The sequence below is a fragment of the Nostoc cf. commune SO-36 genome, from assembly GCF_023734775.1.
In the GTDB taxonomy this organism is placed as follows: Bacteria; Cyanobacteriota; Cyanobacteriia; order Cyanobacteriales; family Nostocaceae; genus Nostoc; species Nostoc commune_A.
Map to the genome: position 1 here is coordinate 2,419,037 of NZ_AP025732.1, position 18,305 is coordinate 2,437,341.

At 41.8% G+C, this 18,305-nt stretch carries 20 protein-coding genes and 1 pseudogene; 9 read left to right on the top strand and 12 right to left on the bottom strand.

Going from position 1 to position 18,305, the window contains the following annotated elements; all coding sequences use genetic code 11:
* The first annotated feature begins 776 nt into the window (after positions 1-776).
* Positions 777-1,259 carry a GNAT family N-acetyltransferase gene (locus ANSO36C_RS10570; protein WP_251959488.1) on the top strand — a complete coding sequence of 161 codons (483 nt, stop codon included), beginning with the start codon at positions 777-779 and terminating at the stop codon, positions 1,257-1,259.
* Between the two features lie 38 nt (positions 1,260-1,297).
* Positions 1,298-1,621 (top strand): NIPSNAP family protein, encoded by a 324-nt coding sequence (locus ANSO36C_RS10575; protein ID WP_251959489.1) that lies wholly within the window; start codon positions 1,298-1,300, stop codon positions 1,619-1,621.
* A 78-nt stretch (positions 1,622-1,699) separates the two neighbouring features.
* On the opposite strand, the gene ANSO36C_RS10580 is transcribed toward ANSO36C_RS10575, so the two are convergent.
* The 7 genes from ANSO36C_RS10580 to ANSO36C_RS10610 all read right to left on the bottom strand — a co-directional run bounded on the left by ANSO36C_RS10580 (position 1,700) and on the right by ANSO36C_RS10610 (position 9,140).
* The gene (locus ANSO36C_RS10580; RefSeq protein WP_251959490.1) at positions 1,700-1,891 is read right to left on the bottom strand and encodes a PAAR domain-containing protein; all 192 of its coding nucleotides are present in this window, start codon (positions 1,889-1,891) and stop codon (positions 1,700-1,702) included.
* A 70-nt stretch (positions 1,892-1,961) separates the two neighbouring features.
* Entirely contained in the window at positions 1,962-2,111 is a 150-nt protein-coding gene (locus ANSO36C_RS10585) for a hypothetical protein (RefSeq protein ID WP_251959491.1), read from the bottom strand.
* Between the two features lie 211 nt (positions 2,112-2,322).
* Positions 2,323-4,053, bottom strand: coding sequence for a VgrG-related protein (locus ANSO36C_RS10590; RefSeq protein WP_251959492.1), 1,731 nt, complete (start codon positions 4,051-4,053; stop codon positions 2,323-2,325).
* A 405-nt stretch (positions 4,054-4,458) separates the two neighbouring features.
* Complete coding sequence (locus ANSO36C_RS10595; protein ID WP_251959493.1) at positions 4,459-5,022, bottom strand: CIS tube protein; 564 nt, start codon at positions 5,020-5,022, stop codon at positions 4,459-4,461.
* Between the two features lie 38 nt (positions 5,023-5,060).
* Positions 5,061-8,354, bottom strand: a complete 3,294-nt coding sequence (locus ANSO36C_RS10600; protein WP_251959494.1) for a hypothetical protein — start codon at positions 8,352-8,354, stop codon at positions 5,061-5,063.
* A gap of 22 nt (positions 8,355-8,376) precedes the next feature.
* Positions 8,377-8,901, bottom strand: a complete 525-nt coding sequence (locus ANSO36C_RS10605) for a phage tail protein (RefSeq protein ID WP_251959495.1) — start codon at positions 8,899-8,901, stop codon at positions 8,377-8,379.
* Positions 8,901-9,140: a hypothetical protein gene (locus ANSO36C_RS10610; protein ID WP_012407849.1), complete on the bottom strand. Its 240-nt coding sequence runs from the start codon at positions 9,138-9,140 to the stop codon at positions 8,901-8,903. The genes ANSO36C_RS10605 and ANSO36C_RS10610 overlap by 1 nt, the downstream gene beginning before the upstream one ends.
* 183 nt (positions 9,141-9,323) lie before the next feature.
* Here ANSO36C_RS10610 and ANSO36C_RS10615 point away from each other — a divergent pair, with 183 nt between their 5' ends.
* On the top strand, positions 9,324-11,099 hold the full coding sequence (locus ANSO36C_RS10615) for an eCIS core domain-containing protein (protein ID WP_251959496.1): 1,776 nt from the start codon (positions 9,324-9,326) through the stop codon (positions 11,097-11,099).
* On the opposite strand, the gene ANSO36C_RS10620 is transcribed toward ANSO36C_RS10615, so the two are convergent.
* Entirely contained in the window at positions 11,086-11,259 is a 174-nt protein-coding gene (locus ANSO36C_RS10620) for a hypothetical protein (protein WP_251959497.1), read from the bottom strand. The two genes, ANSO36C_RS10615 and ANSO36C_RS10620, sit on opposite strands and share 14 nt — an antisense overlap.
* A 92-nt stretch (positions 11,260-11,351) precedes the next feature.
* Between ANSO36C_RS10620 and ANSO36C_RS10625 the strand changes: the two genes are divergently transcribed.
* From ANSO36C_RS10625 to ANSO36C_RS10645, 6 genes and pseudogenes are all read left to right on the top strand, one after another.
* Positions 11,352-11,522 carry a BrnT family toxin gene (locus ANSO36C_RS10625; protein ID WP_251959498.1) on the top strand — a complete coding sequence of 57 codons (171 nt, stop codon included), beginning with the start codon at positions 11,352-11,354 and terminating at the stop codon, positions 11,520-11,522.
* A 79-nt stretch (positions 11,523-11,601) separates the two neighbouring features.
* Complete coding sequence (gene brnA, locus ANSO36C_RS10630; RefSeq protein ID WP_251959499.1) at positions 11,602-11,829, top strand: type II toxin-antitoxin system BrnA family antitoxin; 228 nt, start codon at positions 11,602-11,604, stop codon at positions 11,827-11,829.
* Between the two features lie 357 nt (positions 11,830-12,186).
* Positions 12,187-12,414 (top strand): hypothetical protein, encoded by a 228-nt coding sequence (locus ANSO36C_RS10635; protein ID WP_251959500.1) that lies wholly within the window; start codon positions 12,187-12,189, stop codon positions 12,412-12,414.
* Between the two features lie 56 nt (positions 12,415-12,470).
* Positions 12,471-12,689 carry a ParE family toxin-like protein gene (locus ANSO36C_RS35280; RefSeq protein ID WP_458368250.1) on the top strand — a complete coding sequence of 73 codons (219 nt, stop codon included), beginning with the start codon at positions 12,471-12,473 and terminating at the stop codon, positions 12,687-12,689.
* A gap of 601 nt (positions 12,690-13,290) precedes the next feature.
* Positions 13,291-13,843 (top strand): annotated as a pseudogene (locus ANSO36C_RS34820) (ISAzo13 family transposase).
* Positions 13,806-14,180, top strand: a complete 375-nt coding sequence (locus ANSO36C_RS10645; RefSeq protein WP_410174687.1) for an ISAzo13-like element transposase-related protein — start codon at positions 13,806-13,808, stop codon at positions 14,178-14,180. The pseudogene ANSO36C_RS34820 and the gene ANSO36C_RS10645 overlap by 38 nt, the downstream one beginning before the upstream one ends.
* A 371-nt stretch (positions 14,181-14,551) precedes the next feature.
* On the opposite strand, the gene ANSO36C_RS10650 is transcribed toward ANSO36C_RS10645, so the two are convergent.
* Genes ANSO36C_RS10650 through ANSO36C_RS10665 form a run of 4 tightly spaced genes read right to left on the bottom strand, consistent with a single transcriptional unit; the run spans position 14,552 to position 18,302 of the window.
* The gene (locus tag ANSO36C_RS10650; protein WP_251959503.1) at positions 14,552-15,295 is read right to left on the bottom strand and encodes a phosphotransferase family protein; all 744 of its coding nucleotides are present in this window, start codon (positions 15,293-15,295) and stop codon (positions 14,552-14,554) included.
* Positions 15,255-15,533, bottom strand: a complete 279-nt coding sequence (locus ANSO36C_RS10655) for a hypothetical protein (protein WP_251959504.1) — start codon at positions 15,531-15,533, stop codon at positions 15,255-15,257. The genes ANSO36C_RS10650 and ANSO36C_RS10655 overlap by 41 nt, the downstream gene beginning before the upstream one ends.
* A gap of 21 nt (positions 15,534-15,554) precedes the next feature.
* Positions 15,555-17,351, bottom strand: coding sequence for an ABC transporter ATP-binding protein (locus ANSO36C_RS10660; RefSeq protein ID WP_251959505.1), 1,797 nt, complete (start codon positions 17,349-17,351; stop codon positions 15,555-15,557).
* Complete coding sequence (locus tag ANSO36C_RS10665; RefSeq protein WP_251959506.1) at positions 17,352-18,302, bottom strand: glycosyltransferase family 4 protein; 951 nt, start codon at positions 18,300-18,302, stop codon at positions 17,352-17,354. It lies immediately after the preceding gene.
* Positions 18,303-18,305 lie beyond the last annotated feature (3 nt).

The following is an 18,305-nucleotide window of genomic DNA, read 5'->3' on the forward strand; positions in this document are numbered from 1 at the left end:
GAAGAGCGGGGGGCAGGGGGAGAATGATTTGTAACTGGAATCTGGTATAAATTAAAATTCATAGACAAGTCTTTGATACTCGTGAACTGAGTCTTTGATACTCGTGAATGAGTCTTTGATACTCGTGAATGAGTCTTTGATACTCGTGAATGAGTCTTTGATACTCGTGAATGAGTCTTTAATACTCGTGAATGAGTCTTTGATACTCGCAGACGAGTCTTTGATACTCGTGAATGAGTCTTTGATACTCGCGGACGAGTCTTTGATACTCGCGGACGAGTCTTTGATACTCGTGGACGAGTCTTTGATACTCGTGAATGAGTCTTGTCTCGTTCCCAGTCTCCGACTGGGAATGCCCTCATAGAGGCTCCGCCTCTCTTGCTGGCGGCAGAGCCGCTTTTAAGTTGCATTTCCAGCCCAGAGGCTGGAAACGAGATTTGACAAAGCTTTTAGCTTAAGTTGACACCAATGAGCATTGCTGTGCCCTTACGACAAATATAGTTCGAATACATGAAAAGTGCTGTAATTCAGTTGAAGAAGAATTCAGAAGTCAGAATTCAGGAGTCAGAATCAAGACGCGACGCTCGAATACTCGCTAATGCTACGCTATCGTGGACTCGCTACCGCTACGCTATCCACCACTCGTACAGAATTCATACCTGTTTTCTGACTCCTGACTCCTGAATTCTGTTTAGATAAAATATCGCAAACTAGGGTTGTCGGCAGCCACTGACCAGAAACGTTATGCCAACATTTGAAGAATTAAGAATTAATAGATGATTGAAATTTTTGAAGCAGACCTGAGTATACTTGCTCATGCAGAGGTTATGGTGCAATTGATGGATGAGTATGCACTCGACCCGATGGGTGGTAGTAAAGGTTTGTCGGATTACGTTAAAGCAAATCTCTCAGCAGAGCTTGCAAAAAGAAAAGCGGCTCATGTCATTCTTGCGCTTGTCGATACCAAACCCGCAGGGCTTGTTGTCTGCTTAGAAGGATTTTCTACGTTCGCGTGTAAGCCATTACTTAATATTCACGATGTCATCGTTGCTTTACCCTACCGTGGTAGAGGCTTGTCCAAACTGCTGCTACAGAAAGCGGAGGAGATAGCGTTGGATTTGGGTTGCTGCAAACTCACGCTAGAGGTACTAGAAGGAAACCATGTTGCCCAGTCAGCATACAAGGCGTGCGGATTCAGTGGTTATGAGCTAAATCCCCAGATGGGCAAGGCATTATTTTGGGAGAAGAAACTAGGATAGGTGACTGATGAGGAGAAAAGTCCTGAAAGCAGATTGATATGATTACTTGCTATTTGCGCTACGTTATCGATCCTGACAAAATTTCGGATTTTGAAGCATACGGATGTATGTGGATTCCGTTGGTGGAAAAATTTGGTGGAAAACATCACGGGTACTTTCTTCCACATGAAGGAGCTAATAATATTGCCGTAGCTCTGTTCAGTTTTCCCAGCCTTGCAGCATACGAGCAATACCGGATAGACTCTCAGCAAGATCCGGCTTGTCGGAAAGCGTATGAATTTGCGCGTCGAACAAAGTGTATTGTTAGTTATGAGCGATCATTTATGCGCCCAGTTTTAGGCGATATTAACAATTTTCAATAAAACAGTGGATGAACGGAGTTCTGAGATGGATGAATAAAGTTCCAACTCTCCCCTCCTTCATCTCCTCTACTTTTCCAATCAGCCGCCAATCAAAACAGTAAAATCGCCTTTGATAATTTTATTCGGTGGCCCCAATGCTTCTAAAACGGTGTCCCCCATCCGAGATGCAGGTAGATTGTTAATCAGCACAGTCTGACTACCATCAATCACAACCCCAGGGCCGTGGGGAGGTAGGGGTAAAGGTGTGGCGCAATTATGATATATCAGCACCTGCGGCAGCAGCTGCGATCGCAGCTACCCATAGTAGCTGCTGATGTTGCCTTTGTAGCTTGTTCGGCAGCTAGAGCAGCCGGTGCCCTGGTGTACCAGCAGCCGCCTTAGTAGCAGCCTCAGCCACTTGAATAGCCGTATCAGAAACTTGTTTAGCAGACTGTAAACCTGGTACTGCTGCTGCAAGCACACCCCGCCATGCAGGTAAAGACCCAATCAATACATTGGGACTACCCGGACCCTCCTGTTAATACTGGGGGTAAGGGGTGCGCTACATTGTCGGTAATTCTTGCTGCTGGTTTACCCATCACAACCTCCTAATAGTGTAGTGTCTTTAATCTCTTGCCTCTGTGTTCTCTGTGCCTCTGTGGTTTAAAAGTAATTTATCTAACCACAGAGGCACAGAGAGCGCTGAGAAAAAACATAGAAAATTAATTAAGGCGAATCATCGCACCTTTAACTGTAATTGTGCCAGTGGCTGAAATATCTATATTTCCAGCAGCATCTAATGACATATTACCTGTTGATTTCACTGAAACAGATTTAGCCATATCGTCCATTTTGATTTTATGACCGCCTTTGGTTTCAATCTCTATGCACCTTTGACTATCATTGAGATATATTTTGTGACCGTCTTTAGTTTCTACGCGAATACCTGTTTTACTACTTCCTTTGTCTTCTTCAACAAACTGTAGAACATGACCCACACGAGTTTTAATGGTGCGTAATCTTACACCACTTGTAACTGAGTCATCTACCTTTTCGGGTGGTGCATCTTTACCATTCCATACTCCACCAATGACGTAGGGACGGTGAATATCTCCATGCTCAAAACCTACTAAAACTTCATCGTTTACCTCTGGCAAACAGTCAAAACCTCTGTTTGGGCCTGCTCCCAAAGCTACAACTCTCGCCCAGTTACTTTCATGTTCTTCTGTCATCGTTGGGAACTTAACTTTCACTCTGCCCATTTTCTCTGGGTCTTTGTTATTAGTTACAATTCCGACTAATAAAGTCTCAGATGGCTGTAGGCTTTTTTGTGGAGATAGAGTTGTGAATAAGCTACCAGAACGTAGTCCCCGGACGCTGAAATTAGTTTCATAAACACGCTGATTGAAGAAATGGCGTGTTTCTGTAATATAGTACTTACCATTATAGCGATCGCCCATACCTTCAAGTTTAACAACTCGTCCCGGACGAATCTCAGGATTCCCTGTGGCTTTGGCATCTGCATAAACAAATTCTCCTCCGAGTTCATCACACAAAGCCTGAGCCATATCCTTTGCTTGCTTTTCACTGGCAACAGGTTTATCTACAACAGTCATTTTGGGAGAATTAAGATTAGAAAATGCAGTACTTGTACTACTTCCTAGCTTATTACCTGTCTCAGTTACTTGCTTCTCTTTCTTGGCTGTTTGACTAATCAATCTTTTCTGGCTATAGTCCCAGGCACGTACTTCCACAGAACTCACCTGTTCAGCACTGGTGACGCGGGTACTAAACTTACTAATATCAACTAGCCATTTTAGTGGCAAATCTCCCTGAACTTTTGGGTTGCAAAAATTTACTTTGTCGTCTGTAATAAATAATTCAAAGCCAATGCGGGCAGCCCGTTCCCGCAAAAACTCCATATTAGTTTGATTTTCTTGAAAGACATACTTATGAACTTCACTAGTTGACTCTATATTACCTAGTTTTATTCCTACTTCTTTAACTACTTTCTTGACTATATCGCTATCAGTTTCATTCAAAAAAGAACGATTGTAACGGCCTCTGTGAAGACGATGAGAAATATCATAGCCACGAACAATTACATCAGCTTCAGATTTCTCATTGAAGTGAACTTCCATTGCTGTAATTTCGCCTTCCATCAAAAAACTTTCTAAATCTTTTTTGAAATTAAGATTTTGAGTAGTACTTCCACTAAAACCCAACTTTACTTTTTTGCCAATCTTAAATACCTGCTCATATCGCCAAGGCTTGTTTTCTGAGCGTTCAGAAGTGGAAAGATAGCTATTATGTACTACTAGAGTAAACATTGCTGGTAAATGAAGGCTTTCTTCTATGGTGATTTGCACCAAATCTTTCATCAATTCTGAATAATCATTTAGTCCTTCTATCTGGATTTGAGGTTGACTTAAATAGAGGCTTTCTTTTGTCATAACTATTATTTTATAAGCAGTAGATATTTCGAGTAACCTTGAAAGATAGCGAAGTGACAAATAAGTATTTATCTAAACAGAATTCAGGAGTCAGGAGTCAGAATTCAGTATCAATTCTGTACGAGTGGCGGATAGCGTAGCGTATACCCTTCGGGATGCTTCGCTTAGAGCGAGTATTCGAGCGTCGCGTCTGAATAAACGGGTTTAAGACCCCCACTAAATTTTCAATTTAGTGGTCTTCAATCAGTCGCGGGTCTGAATCTGCGACTGATAGCGTTCGCTTTTAGCGTCTCTAAGAGTTGCGTTAGCGAGTCCGCGATAGCGGAGCGTTAGCGAGTATTTTCGAGTCGCGTCTTGATTCTGACTCCTGAATTCTGACTTCTGAATTCTTCTTCAAAAATTTGGTTAATTTGGTTTATCAGTTGGCCCCAATTTTTCATTTGCCTGACGATCTTTGCCTTTAGAAGCTGATTCTTTTCCTCCAGGAATATTGTTCTTATCTACTTCTTGCAAAGATATATCTACCAGTGCCCTGACTGGAGTACCATCTGTAAGAAACATATTTAAAGTGTAAGTTAAACTCGTAATTACGCAATAAAAATATTCGGTTCCCCATGTAAATATATAAACAGGTGGACGCGTATCAGGTTTATTATCTATACTTTCTACACCTTTTTTAATAATATTTATATACTTCATTACCGATTCTTTAGTTTCATAAGTATCAAATAGCAATTGTTTAAGTGTAAATTTGTAAGGCTCAACGCCAGAAAAATTAACTTTAGGGATAAGATCGGTACTTCTATTTCCTTGCTCACTTTCCCACTTAACAGTTCTAGTAAAACTAATATCTGTCGGATTAAACATCAATTCAATATCTTTTGTTGCTCCACTTTTATAAGCCACAAGTTTGGCTTTTTGAAGTTGTGGTTGACGCTTTTGAGTAACAATAATTGCTGGGCTTGCCATTTGAGTATTTCTCCGAAAATTAATTATTGAATGGAAATCTACCAAGGTAATCTACCTGAGTAACCGCCATGACGTTCTCGCTCAATTTCTATCCTTTGTCGTAATCTGGTATAAATTTCACGGGCTAAAGCTTCAAGATTAGCCGCATCATCTTTGTCATCTTTTTGAGGGGATGAGGATGCGCTCTCTATTGTCTGAGTTACCGGTTGTATTTCTCTAGATATATCTGGTAGAGTGACTTCTCCACCATCAGCAAAGCCTTGAGGTGTAGGAAGGTGTTTAGCAAAAATTTGTGGAGATTCGGAAACATGGGAAAATTCATAATTTTGGCTGTTAGCTTCCCCACTATTAAAATTAAAGCTAGTGAATTCATCATTATTTCCATTTAGTAAATCTTCCACACTTGACCATTGAGAAGGTGTGTTTGACCATTGGGAAGATGTGTTAGTGGTGGGATTTGCTTTTCGGAAAATCATGGGAGGTGATGAGTATTGAGGTGAAGGTTCATCCACATTACTTGTTTCGTTTTGAAGAGGATTAAGCTGTGGAGAATTGAATATCGAAAGCTTTTGTCTACTAATATTCAACCCCAAGGAAGAAGGAATTAAAGAATTAGATATCTGAGGTGAGTCAGTCTCAGCACTTTTTAGTTGTAATGAAGTGTCTGGAAAAGAATCGACTTTAGTCGGAGTTTCTGGAGAGGTTGTTTCTTCTGATTCTTGAACATTGGGTGTCTGTAAACTGGGAAGGATGATATCGTGCGGTGTCCCACCAGTGTTGATGTGGTGTAGTAAAGGTAAATTCTTCTGTGCATCCCTGGTATTAATTACAAACTCTCCAGGTGTAAGCATTGCAGGTACAGTATCGGAAGATGCTATCTGCTGACGATTTTCAACTGGGGAAGCTGTTACATGACCACCAGTAGCATAACCTTTAGGTGCTGGCAAATTTTTTGCGATCGCATTTTGCTCAACTTCAGATGGTATGCTGACATTATTTTGCGTAGGAAATTCTGATTCTACTGTTTGTTCATTGTCAATAATTTGCCTGAAAATACTCTCAGTTTCTCCAATCTCAGGCGATATTGTGGTAATTATTGGTGTTTCACCAATCTCAGGCAATGTGGCGGGAAGTGGTGCGTAGACGCCTAGTGGTTTATCATTAGACATCGCAGGTTGAACAATCTCAGGCGATATTGTGGTAATTATTGGTGTTTCACCAATCTCAGGCGATGTGGCGGGAAGTGGTGCGTAGACGCCTAGTGGTCTATCGTTAGACATCGCAGGTTGAACAATCTCAGGCGATATTGTGGTAATTATTGGTGTTTCACCAATCTCAGGCGATGTGGCGGGAAGTGTTGGTGCGTATACGCCTAGTGGTCTATCGTTAGACATCGCAGGTTGAACAATCTCAGGTGATGTGGTGGTAATTATTGGTGTTTCACCAATCTCAGGCAATGTGGCGGGAAGTGGTGCGTAAACGCCTAGCGGTTTATCGTTAAACATCGCAGGTTGAACAATCTCAGGTGATGTGGTGGTAATTATTGGTGTTTCACCAATCTCAGGCGATGTGGCGGGAAGTGTTGGTGCGTATACGCCTAGCGGTTTGTCGTTAGACATTGCAGGTTCAACAATCTCAGGTGGTGCTAAGATTGGCTGAATTTCTGTAGACTCTCTGGTAGTATTCTCAACATTGCTGTCATGTTCCAATGAAGTCACATTTGCTGAGACATCTGAAACATTAACCGTCATAGCAGATTGTGACTCTAAAGTTACTAACTGTTCTTTGCTATCAGAGTTTCTAAATAAATTAGGTGTGTCTTCAACATCGGTTGAAGTAGGTGTTAGCTGAACAGGGCTACTAGCTGGAAACTCACTCAGAACATTAGAATCAATTTCTTGTTGTATTGTAATAGGGCTTTTTACAACTGAAGACTCATAATTAGGTGCAACACCATCCGGTAGGGCAGAATAACCGTGCGCCCCTACGGTATTTTGATCGTTGCCCAAAGAATGCAGTAAAGTCGGTGCATCATCAACATTGGGTGAAGTAAGTGTTGACAACAAAGGTAGAGAATTATCAACAACAGCATTATCTGTAATAAAATTACTCGCAATGCTTTCTGATATCAAGTTTGGCTCAGTGGCTTTAATTGTCTCTAAATTAATATTTATATTTGCTGATTCTCCTTCCGACGATGGAGAAGTTAAAAATGGTGATACGTCTTTTTTTTGTATTAAATTTGTCGATAAAGGGCTAGTTTGATTATCAACTACAGAAGGAAACCTATATGTTTCAATATGCTGTTGTGGCAGTGTTGGACTGAATGGGATATTTGAGATATTAACTGATTCTGATGTATCGGTAATTATTGGTTGCTCATTATCAGTAAAGTTACTATGCGGGAAAAATCCATGCTCTACATTATTATGCAAAGGAAATTCGCCAAGCGAATTTTCTATTACTTCATTTGTATTATCATTTATTTTAATCTCTTTTTGTGATGGCAAAATACTTTTTTTAAAAGAAGACTCTGGAATAGGTAAGCTAGATGGTAACTCAGGGCTTGCTTGCAAACTATCGTTAGCAATATTATTGAATAAAACTGATTGTTCTTGAACAATAGGCAAATCTGATGCGGTTAAAATAGGCTTAATACTACTAACAAAATTTTGCTCATTTATAATATTATTGGAAGCTATTTCAAGTGGTAAAGTAGGTAATTTCAAATTATCTTTAACAGGCAGAGACTCATCTGATAATAGTAATCTATCTTCATGACGATTGATATCAATGTTACTGTCATCAACAAATTTACTAGCATTCTTAGCTACTGAAGATTTGACCGCTTTTTTAGATTTTGATTTTCTTTCTGGTGGCTTTTGAGATTTACTTGTTTTTATTGATTTAGATTTATCTTTAGTATTTATGTCTTGTTGTGTAACTTTAGCCGTATTCTTATCAATAAGATTTAGTTGTATATCTTGAGTGCTATTTCTTGCTAATTTAATAGTATTAATATGGCTATCTTCTGGTGATATTATTGAATCAAAAGAATCAAGTTCTAGCGATGTAAGCTCACTATTGATATCCTGAGTATCCCAAGTATCCCAACCGATTACTGGTTGAATCGACTGTTCATATTTACGAGATAAGAAAAATTTTGAAGATGTGGCTAATGGTCGTTTAGTTTGTATTAAACTGACAAAATTACTTTGTGATTTCAAATAAGGAGAGTCTTTTCTCAACAACATTTTTTGAGGATGAGATAAAGATGTTATTGCCCCAAGGGGATGAATATTGTTTCCTAGTGGAGATTGAATAATTTGCATATTTATGATTTAAAATAGCTAATTAGTTAGAAACGAAATATCCTGTTGTTTGATTCCGTTGTACAGAAACGCCTCCTCCTGTAGCTCTTGCAACTTGTAAGCCTTCATAAGCTAAAGTTAATTCTTCAATGGCAACTGCCTTACCATCGGCTTGGAGTGCAGGTGTTTTCCAGGTTATAGGAATAGCACCAATCAAAGTCCAACTCATCATCGTTTCACCGGCTTGATTGAAAATCAAAATATTGACATTGCGTCGAGATGTTTTCTTTTGTTCATCAAAAACTGCATTTATCCAGTTCCAAAAACCTGGATGATCGGTAAATCCACGTTTAAGAGTTACGTCTGCAAATTCTGTATGACCTAAATAAATTCTTTGCTGGTCGTTGACACCACCTTCCAGAAAAACATTTTTCTTAATTTGAACGCTTAATCCTGAACATTCAGCGAAAGATGCCGCAATAGAACTGTCTATCTCTACGTAGAACCGATTAGTAGTGACATAATTTAATTCGTGAGTAATGTTGCCATTGTTAGCGCCTGTAGCCATCACAACCACCTTTGAGAATCATAACTACCTATTCTTTCGCGCTGCGATCGCAAATCTTCTAGCATAAGTTTATATACGTGTTCTGTAAGCTGGTTCATCAGCCGTGAGTCGTTGAGATATTTACTTGCCGTTTTAGCCGCCTTGGTAGCATCAGATGCCGCCGAAACCCCAGCGTAGCCAGCAGTACCGCCAACATCTCCATCGAAGGTGAAAAAAGTTTGTTGCTGTTTTGAGTCCATAAATAAAAAACTCTCCCTAAATCCAGGCTAAAGGTACTGCATCAGAATCAAAAGTAGCCAAAAGTCGAACTTAGTGTTTGGTTGGATTTAGTTGAGGAATTGTGTTACAAGTGCGATCGCAGTACCCTAGATGTTAGTAACAGCAAAATATTCATCTAGCTGCTTGGGCAACAGGATAAGAAAATGAGAGAATACGTCAGCCGCAAGAAACAAGCTACTACAGGCTTCTCAATCCCATCCTTGAAACACCCGACACCCGGCTTTAGTTTAGAGTCGTCGGCAATTTCACGCCAAGCAGTTCCTGAAATACAACCACTCCCTAAACCGATTACTCACGATATCAGTCGCATACCACTGCGTTCTCAAGCAAAGCTCTCAATTAGCCAGCCTGGAGACATTTACGAACAGGAAGCTGATAGCGTCGCACAACAAGTAATGCAAAGAATGGCACAACCTGTAAATCGCCAATCTATCCAACGAGAAGCATTGCCAGAGGATGAGGAAGAATTGCAGATGAAATCTCTGGACATTAGCACATTCCAACGAGAAGCATTGCCAGAGGAAGAAGAAGAATTACAGATGAAATCTCTGGACAGTAGCACGCTGCAACGAGAAGCATTGCCAGAGGATGAGGAAGAATTGCAAATGAAATCTCTGGACAGTAGCACGCTGCAACGAGAAGCATTGCCAGAGGATGAGGAAGAATTGCAGATGAAGCCGATGGTGCAGCGTCAGGCTGAGGCTGGGATGGCTGCTGCGCCAGACTTAGAAGCGTCCATTAACCAAGCACGGGGGGGTGGAGTGGCGATCGCAGACAACATCCGCGAACCGATGGAACAGGCATTTGGCGCTGATTTTAGTGGGGTAAAGGTTCACACAGATGGTCAATCAGACCAGTTGAATCGGTCAATTCAGGCGCGTGCTTTCACAACGGGACAGGATGTGTTCTTTCGGCAAGGGGAATATAATCCTGGGAGTCGGGGTGGACAAGAGTTGTTGGCGCATGAGTTAACCCATGTTGTGCAACAGAATGGAGGGGCAGTGATGCGATCGCCTCGATCACCGCAGCTATGTAATGATAGCCAAAATAAAATAGGCAACATGAGCATCCAACGACTTATCGATCCTTATGAAACACAAACGCAATTTGTAAAGCGTTTTGGCGATGTTAAGAATAAGAAAGGCGTGAATGAGGCGCTTAAGAGATTATTTGAAGTTGCCAAATTATCACCACACAAATACTCAGGTAACGATTTGGCAGAAGAATTGCATAAAAAAGGGCAATTAACAAACAAGAATATAAATGGACTAGTCGATGACCTGAATAAAATTAAGTCAACAGACATGGATGAAGACTTATCAGGCGAACGAGGACATTCAATGGCACGGCACCTGACAATATCAGATAAAGATATGGAAAATAGATTGCGAGGAAATAATGCAATCCCAGTGGCTACGAGGTTTTCCACAGAGCAAAATGCAGGCCGTATGGTTATGAAATATTATCGAATACTCAGTTCCAAGGTGCCACCGTTGGTGAAACAGCTAGTCAGGAAGACATGCTTAGAAGTATTGGATATCATAGCTTCGGATGAATACAGGACACTGCCAAACAATAATGCGAAAAGAGACCATTTGCGTGACGTAGTAGGGTTACAGACGACTATAGAAGAGGAGGCGTTTGATATCCAGTTCACCTGGGGATATGCCATACAGCCAGCCGGCGTAAGGATCAGGTGTGAATATGAAATACGGTCGATAGAAGAGTTTGTGAAAGAGCAATGGCGGTTGGATGCTGAAAGCGAGGAAGTAAAAAAGAATCCTTTAGACGAAATAGCAACCATGTATTCTGGCAGCAATACGCCAGTCATCGAAGTTCTGAATACGGATAATGAAGGCACACTTGTAGCAAAGATAGCTGCATCACCCATAGACAAAATCGGAGTCACTCTTTTTTAGAGCGATCGCTGATCTTGTAGGTTTTGTTGAGTGCGATCGCGTACCGTACCACCCAAACCTCAAACAAAGCGATTGCCCGCACTCGACACCTTATCCCCCCAAGTGCGATCGCCTCTCTTGTAAAGTGTGTTAATGGTATGGGAGACGAGGGGGCGATCATGGATTGAGTGCGATCGCTTTTCAGAAATATATTAGGAATTCCCCCTCGCTATTAGTATAATAAAGATATATTTTTTATACCTTTTAGGCGATGTGGAATTTGAGTTTGACGACGTTAAAAGCCAATCCAACTTAGCAAAGCACGGAATTAACTTTCTAGATGCACAAGAACTATGGGCTGATCCTGATCGAGTTGAAATCCCTGCTCGGATAGAATACGAACCAAGATTTCTGGTCATCGGTACAATCGCTCAACAATGCTAGTCAGCCATCATTACCTATCGAGAGAACAGAGTACGGATGATCTCAGTCCGACGATCGCGAAAAGAAGAGGTAGCAATTTATGAAAACAACAGAATTTGATGCGAAATTTGATCAGGGGGAAGACATCACCGAATTTTTAGACCTCTCCCAAGCCAAGCGTCCAGGACTAGAGCAAAAACGAGTCAACGTTGATTTCCCAGCCTGGATGATTGAAGCATTAGATTATGAAGCAAAGCGATTGGGTGTCACCCGTCAGTCAATTATTAAGGTATGGCTTGCAGAACGACTTGCACAGCTATCTCGCTGAAGTGCGATCGCTCTTGTAGCACTACTGCATAGCCGCTAATAAACATATTCAAAGTGCGATCGCCTGATCTTGTAGGGTGCGTTAGTGCGATCGCGGATTTTGTAGGGTGCGTTAACGAAGTCTAACGCACCTTATTGTTGCTAGTGCGATGCTCTCTCAATTTTCACCAAAAATGCGATCATTGGTCTTGTAGTGCGATCGCCTGTTGTGTTTTTGTGAATGCGTAGGCGCAGCCCACCGCAAGTATCGCCTTTATTGTGGGTTGGATTGAGGCAACGTAGCTTGCTTGCCGTAGGCTAACCCAGCAAATCCCCTATAATGGTTTATTAGCTAAGTTTTTAACTTATCAAAGACAGCATGACTAAACTGTTACAAAAAGCCTTCCAAGAAGCGCAAAAGCTTTCCGAAAATCTCCAAGACGAAATTGCTCAACAACTGTTAGCAGATATTGAGAATGAGCTAAAATGGCAGGAAACCTTAGCAAATTCCGAGATTAATCTGGATATTCTCCAAAAAATGGCTCAATCAGCATTAATTGAAGACCAAGAAGGTAAAACCGAAGAAAAAGGTTTTGGTGAGGAGTAATAAGATCGTCTAAAACTAGGGCTTTTCGGCAAAGGTTTGCGGAATTACCGCCACGAATAAAGGAAACTGCCAAAAAGAACTACGAACTCTGGAAACAAAATCCATTCCATCCCAGTTTAGAATTTAAAGAAGTTAAGCCGAAAGAGAATATTTGGTCAGTCAGAATTGGAATCGGATGGCGAGCGTTGGGAGTGATGAAAGCTGACGAACAGAAAATAGTGTGGTTCTGGGTCGGATCGCACGCTGAGTATGACTTGCTTCTCAGTAAAAAATAAAAGTGCGATCGCCGATCTTGTAGGATGCGTTAATGAGAGTACGGCACTTTATTGTTGCTAATATTCGGTGTGTTACGCGATCGCTAACACACCCTACGTAAATCAATGGTGCGATCGCTCGTACTCATAGAGACTGTCTTAAAAGTCAAGCGATCGCGCATATATGATAGTTGATAAAGTGCGATCGCCTGATTTTGTAGGGTGCGTTAGGAACGAGGATTAAATAAGATCCAGAAATGGGTCATGCAATAATAAGCTGAATATGTCCATTGAATTCTTCGATTCTATGACTCCGTATTCATCCGAGATTGAGCAGCAAATGCAACGACTATATTGGTCCTTAAGCGAGAAAGATCGTCGTCGCTATGCCGCGATAGAATCCATCAAACTGGGATGGGGAGGAATAAGCTATGTCAGTAACCTATTTGGTTGCGATTATTATACGCTTCGCCTGGGGATGGAGGAGTTGGATGATGAAGCAGCGATGAGTATGAGTAGAATTCGCCGCCAGGGTGGTGGGCGCAAATCAGCACTCTCGACAATTGTTGGTTTAGAAACAGTATTTTTACAAGTGTTGGCGCAGCATACAGCAGGTTCACCGATGGATGAAACGGTGAAATGGACTAACCTGACGCGCATTGAAATTGCCGAGTTGTTACAGGAGGAAGGGATAGAGGTGAGTGTAACGGTGGTAGATCAACTCTTGGAACGCCATCACTACCGCAGACGCAAAGCTCAAAAGCGTTTAAGCACTGGAGCGCATCCCCAGCGCAATGAACAGTTTGAAAATATTGAAGAGTTGATTGAAACCTATCAAGCCGCAGGCAATCCTGTGATCAGCATGGATACAAAAAAAAGAACTGATTGGGGGGTTATATCGAGCCGGGAAGTTGTATACCCAAGCCGAGATAGAAGTGTTTGACCATGATTGGCCTACCTTAGCTGAGGGCGTAGTGATTCCGCATGGGTTGTATGACCTGTCCCTCAATGAGGGTTACATCCAGATTGGAATCAGTCATGACACGGGTGAGTTTGCCTGTGATTCACTGCGCTATTGGTGGAAGCACTATGGTTCAAAGCACTATCAGACTGCTAATTCCATCCTGTTGCTGTGCGATGGGGGTGGTAGTAACAATTCTCGCCATTATCTGTAAAAGCCAAGATTTACAAGCCTTGGTGAATGAGTTAGGGATTGAAATTCGCATTGCTCATTATCCCCCATACACCTCAAAATACAACCCTATTGAACATCGCTTGTTTCCTCATGTGACTCGTGCTTGTCAGGGGGTCATTTTTGAGAGTGTTGAGATAGTCGAGGAGTTAATTGCAAAAACTAAGACGAAATCAGGGCTTCAGGTATTTACAACGATCTTAGATGGCGTATACAAGACCGGTCGCAAAGTCACAGAGGAGTTTAAGCAGATGATGGAGATTGTATTTGACGATTATTTGCCGCAATGGAATTATACAGCCGTACCGCAGATCCGATAATTATGGATCTTATTTAATCCTCATTCCTTAGTGCGATCGCCTGTTGTGTTTTTGTGAATGCGATCGCTCTATCTATTCTCACTAAAAATGCGACTCGCTGTTGTCGGTGTGAGTGCAATCGCCTGATTTTGTTTTTTTCCGTGGCTTACTCATGGCTATTCTCAACACCCTTACGTTGAGTTTAACTACTGAGATTTACCCACTTGACAAGTTTCTATTTTTCTTAACTTGACACTAATGGCGAGATGCCCACCCCACAATATAAACAATAGCAAGTCATCGCAAAGATAATCTCTCCCTTTAACTCAACTTGAGGCGAAAACTGTTGTGCTTGCAATGCAGCCACTTTGTTTTCTAATAAACCGATATATTTACAAATTATGAATTATCCCAAGTCGCTGTTCACACAGATTTAATAGTGCTTCTGTAAAAGGACGACGTTCTACAAATTGGGTGCTGATATGAATATGTCGAACTAAAGTTAGAGTGGTATAGGATTGAATTGCTGTGAGGAATTCATCGCTTGTAAGCTGAATAAATCTTTCAGTTAAAACATTTTCATAGTCTTGTAATACTTGAGAATTGCCAAAAGTACGAAGACTGTATTCTTGAATATGACCAATGAAGTTACCGATATCAAGCGCCGGATTACCTTCACAATATAAATCTAGGTCGATGAGATACAAACGAGAATTATCAATAATCACTTGATCAGGATAAAAATCACGGTGAATACCACAGGTTTTTGCTTCTGGAGTGTTTTCTCCTAAATGATTACTTGCTTCTAATATTCTCTCTAAACGTTCTTGCCATTGTAGATATTGTTGCGTAACTAATGGAATCCGCTCATGCAAAATTCGCAATTCATCTGACATAGTATGAGAACGACGAGGAGGAATATTAGCTTGGTGCAATTTATGGGCAGCTTCAGCAATTAGTTTTGCGGGTAAAATACTGTCAGTTTGTGATAAAAATTGAGTAGCAATAATCCCTTCAACTTTACGCTGTAACCACATTTGCCATTTAGGAATTACCCCGACAGGTTCAGGTACAGAAATTCCATCAGGACTATCATCACCAAATACCCGCTGACCATAGAGATTTCTGTAATTCATAACTATGAAAATCTGTTCCCTTAGCCCTAACCTTACCAATGAGCGTAATTATTTGTCCATCATCATTAATCAATTCATATTCAATCAAACAACGCCGCCCCAACTTATGACGAATAACCCGGACTGTTTGCACACGACAATTTGCAGCGATCGCTAAACACCGCCCAAAACACTCTTCCACCTGCAACCGATCAACCGCATCCGCCAAAAAAGGCATCTTCCCATCACTAAAGCCCATACTCTGCGTACCTCTGCGTCTCTAAACCCTCAAAGAAGCCTGCACTTGATACAAAGCCGCATAACGCCCATTCTGTTGTATCAATTCCAGATGAGTACCTTGTTCCACCACCTGCCCATTTTCCAGATAAAGAATCATATCTGCGCGAGTTGCCAGATAAAGATCATGAGTAATTAAAAAAGTAGTCCGATTTTCCGACAACTGTTGCAGCGCATCAATAACAGCCTTCTCATTACCCTTATCTAACCCCGTAGTTGGTTCATCTAAAATCAGGATACGAGCTTGACGGATAGCAGCACGAGCGATCGCAATTCTTTGTCTTTGTCCCCCAGAAAGAGTTGCGCCTCTTTCCCCTACAAGGGTGTCATATCCTTGTGGTAAAGCTTGGATAAAATCATGAGCATTAGCTAAACGAGTCGCATCTTCGATTTCAGCATCAGACACCCCGGCGATCCCGTAGGCAATATTCTCTCGAATACTAGCAGCGAATAAGAGACTATCTTGCAAAACTACACTAATTTGCGGACGTAATGATGCCAATATATATTCTCGAATATCCCGCCCGTCAATCATTACGCGCCCTGCTGTTGGATCATAAAGTCGTAATAATAAACTAACTAATGTAGATTTACCACCACCAGAAGTCCCAACGATCGCTACTTGTTGTCCCGGTTGAATATTTAAGTTGATTTCTTGCAGTAGAACTTGTCCTGATTCATAAGCAAAGTGAACGCGATCAAAACGCACTGCACCTCGGAAAATCGGGGCTGGGATTGCATCTGGCAAATCATAGACATCGGGTTGCTGATTTAATACATCTAAAATGCGCTCACTCGAAGCCGCCGCTTTCGCCAGTCGTCCGGTGTATTTAGCGAAGTTCTGCACTGGCTTAAAGGCATTCTTCAGGTAGGTGAGAAATACCAGCACATCCCCAGGTGTTAAAGCATCCCGCAGCGCCAGCCAAGAGCCATACCATAAAACGATCGCTGTTCCCAGTGCAATCACAGCATCAACGGTACGTTCCAAGTGAGCCGCCAGCCGTTGAGTTTTGACGCTTTCTTTGAGACTACGCTGATTTTGTTGAGCAAATACGCGTGCAAAAGCATCTTGCAAGGATAAGGCTTTCACTAATTTAATGGCAGCAATGGACTCAGCCGCCGTCGCCGCCACAGCACCTTCTTGTTGGCGTTGCTTTAATGAGGAATCTTTAATACGCTGGCTGAGTCGGTTAGTAACTAGCCAAAATAACGGTAGCGTAAATAGTGAAAGTAGGGTCAGGCTGGGATTCATCCAAAACATTACCCCAATCATCCCAAATAGAGTCAGAATGCTGACTACTAGCGGTAATGCTGCCGTAATCATAATTTCTTGGAGACGGCTAGCATCGCTACTGACACGGATAATTAAATCACCGCTACGTGCTTTGGTGTGATATGCCAAAGATAAATCTTGCAGATGGCAATATAAATGATTACGCACTTTTGCCATGACTCGGCTACCAACTGTTGCTAATCCGACAGTACTCCAATAGGCAGCAAGGGCGCGGAAGCCTGTAATGAGTAAGACTGCAACGGCTGAGAATGTCAGTAATGTTATCGGTTCTAGACTAGCAATGATGGGAATCTTATTTATCTTATCGCCACGCAGGAGAACGTAATCAAAGACAAACTTGAGCGGCCAAGGTTCTAATACCCGGAGTCCGACATCTGCAATTAAAGCGATCGCAGAAATCAAAATTAGTCCATATTGTGGACGAATGTCAGGCCAGAAATAAACTAAGATTCCCCACAAACCAGGAACATTTTGAGCTTTTGACATTTATAGTTTCACCTCCATCGGCAATGGAGATGCTATGTAGAGAATTTGTTTCGCGATCGCATCCCAAGTATGATGTGCTATTACCGTTTGCCGCGCCGCCTGTCCTAAAGTATGACGGAGAGGAGGCGATCGCCACAATTTTTCTAAAGCCTCTGCTAAAGCGATCGCATCACCTGGAGGACAAAGAATACCATTTACCTCTGGATCAATTAAGTCTGCCAATTGCCCAATCTGACTAACTACTACAGGCAAACCAGCCGCCATATATTCATATACTTTCAATGGTGAGAAGTAAAAATCAGATTGTGCGGCGTAGGGTGCAACGGCGACATCCATTGCTGCTAATAATTGGGGAACTTGATCAGGATTCACCGCACCTGTAAATTGAGCATGAGCATCTAATCCTTGTGCAGCTAATTCCCTTTGCAGATTTTCCCGTTCCGGGCCATCGCCAACAATTAAAAGTTTGGCATTGGGAACACGTTGATGCAGTAAACTAAAAGCTTCTGTGAGAATTGGCAATCCATGCCACGGTTTCAACGTACCGACAAATCCCACTGTAAAGGTTTCTGGTTGAGTTGTCGGACGAAGGGTAGAAAGGCGGTGAGGATTGACACCATTAGGGATGACATGAACTTTGCTACCGTCCACATAATTCATTAAGTAAGTTTTCACTGCATCTGAAACAGCAATTAGTGTTGTAGCTGCTGAAAACACCTGATTTGCGACTTCTTCCGCACTTTGGCGATCGATCAAACCCCGATGCTGTGCTTGTTCTGTAATCAGAGGCGAATTCACCTCCAACAACCCCGGAATTTTCATAGCTTGGGCATATTCCATCACGCTATAACTCCAAAGAGAATAACGTTCATAAATGAAGTCAAAGGGGCCAAATCTTTCCAAATTTAAACGTAAATCAGGATTCATCGCTAAAGCAACTTGCTCTCGCACCGC

Excerpts from the sequence above, each read along its gene's own strand:
- ANSO36C_RS10650 (WP_251959503.1), bottom strand. The coding sequence starts at position 15,295 with ATGAATTACAGAAATCTCTATGGTCAGCGGGTATTTGGTGATGATAGT.
- ANSO36C_RS10645 (WP_410174687.1), top strand. The coding sequence starts at position 13,806 with ATGGGGGTGGTAGTAACAATTCTCGCCATTATCTGTAAAAGCCAAGAT.
- ANSO36C_RS10655 (WP_251959504.1), bottom strand. The coding sequence starts at position 15,533 with ATGGGCTTTAGTGATGGGAAGATGCCTTTTTTGGCGGATGCGGTTGAT.
- brnA (WP_251959499.1), top strand. The coding sequence starts at position 11,602 with ATGAAAACAACAGAATTTGATGCGAAATTTGATCAGGGGGAAGACATC.
- ANSO36C_RS10620 (WP_251959497.1), bottom strand. The coding sequence starts at position 11,259 with ATGATCGCCCCCTCGTCTCCCATACCATTAACACACTTTACAAGAGAG.
- ANSO36C_RS10600 (WP_251959494.1), bottom strand. The coding sequence starts at position 8,354 with ATGCAAATTATTCAATCTCCACTAGGAAACAATATTCATCCCCTTGGG.
- ANSO36C_RS10635 (WP_251959500.1), top strand. The coding sequence starts at position 12,187 with ATGACTAAACTGTTACAAAAAGCCTTCCAAGAAGCGCAAAAGCTTTCC.
- ANSO36C_RS10660 (WP_251959505.1), bottom strand. The coding sequence starts at position 17,351 with ATGTCAAAAGCTCAAAATGTTCCTGGTTTGTGGGGAATCTTAGTTTAT.
- ANSO36C_RS10610 (WP_012407849.1), bottom strand. The coding sequence starts at position 9,140 with ATGGACTCAAAACAGCAACAAACTTTTTTCACCTTCGATGGAGATGTT.
- ANSO36C_RS10595 (WP_251959493.1), bottom strand. The coding sequence starts at position 5,022 with ATGGCAAGCCCAGCAATTATTGTTACTCAAAAGCGTCAACCACAACTT.
- ANSO36C_RS10615 (WP_251959496.1), top strand. The coding sequence starts at position 9,324 with ATGAGAGAATACGTCAGCCGCAAGAAACAAGCTACTACAGGCTTCTCA.
- ANSO36C_RS10575 (WP_251959489.1), top strand. The coding sequence starts at position 1,298 with ATGATTACTTGCTATTTGCGCTACGTTATCGATCCTGACAAAATTTCG.
- ANSO36C_RS10570 (WP_251959488.1), top strand. The coding sequence starts at position 777 with ATGATTGAAATTTTTGAAGCAGACCTGAGTATACTTGCTCATGCAGAG.
- ANSO36C_RS10590 (WP_251959492.1), bottom strand. The coding sequence starts at position 4,053 with ATGACAAAAGAAAGCCTCTATTTAAGTCAACCTCAAATCCAGATAGAA.
- ANSO36C_RS10605 (WP_251959495.1), bottom strand. The coding sequence starts at position 8,901 with ATGGCTACAGGCGCTAACAATGGCAACATTACTCACGAATTAAATTAT.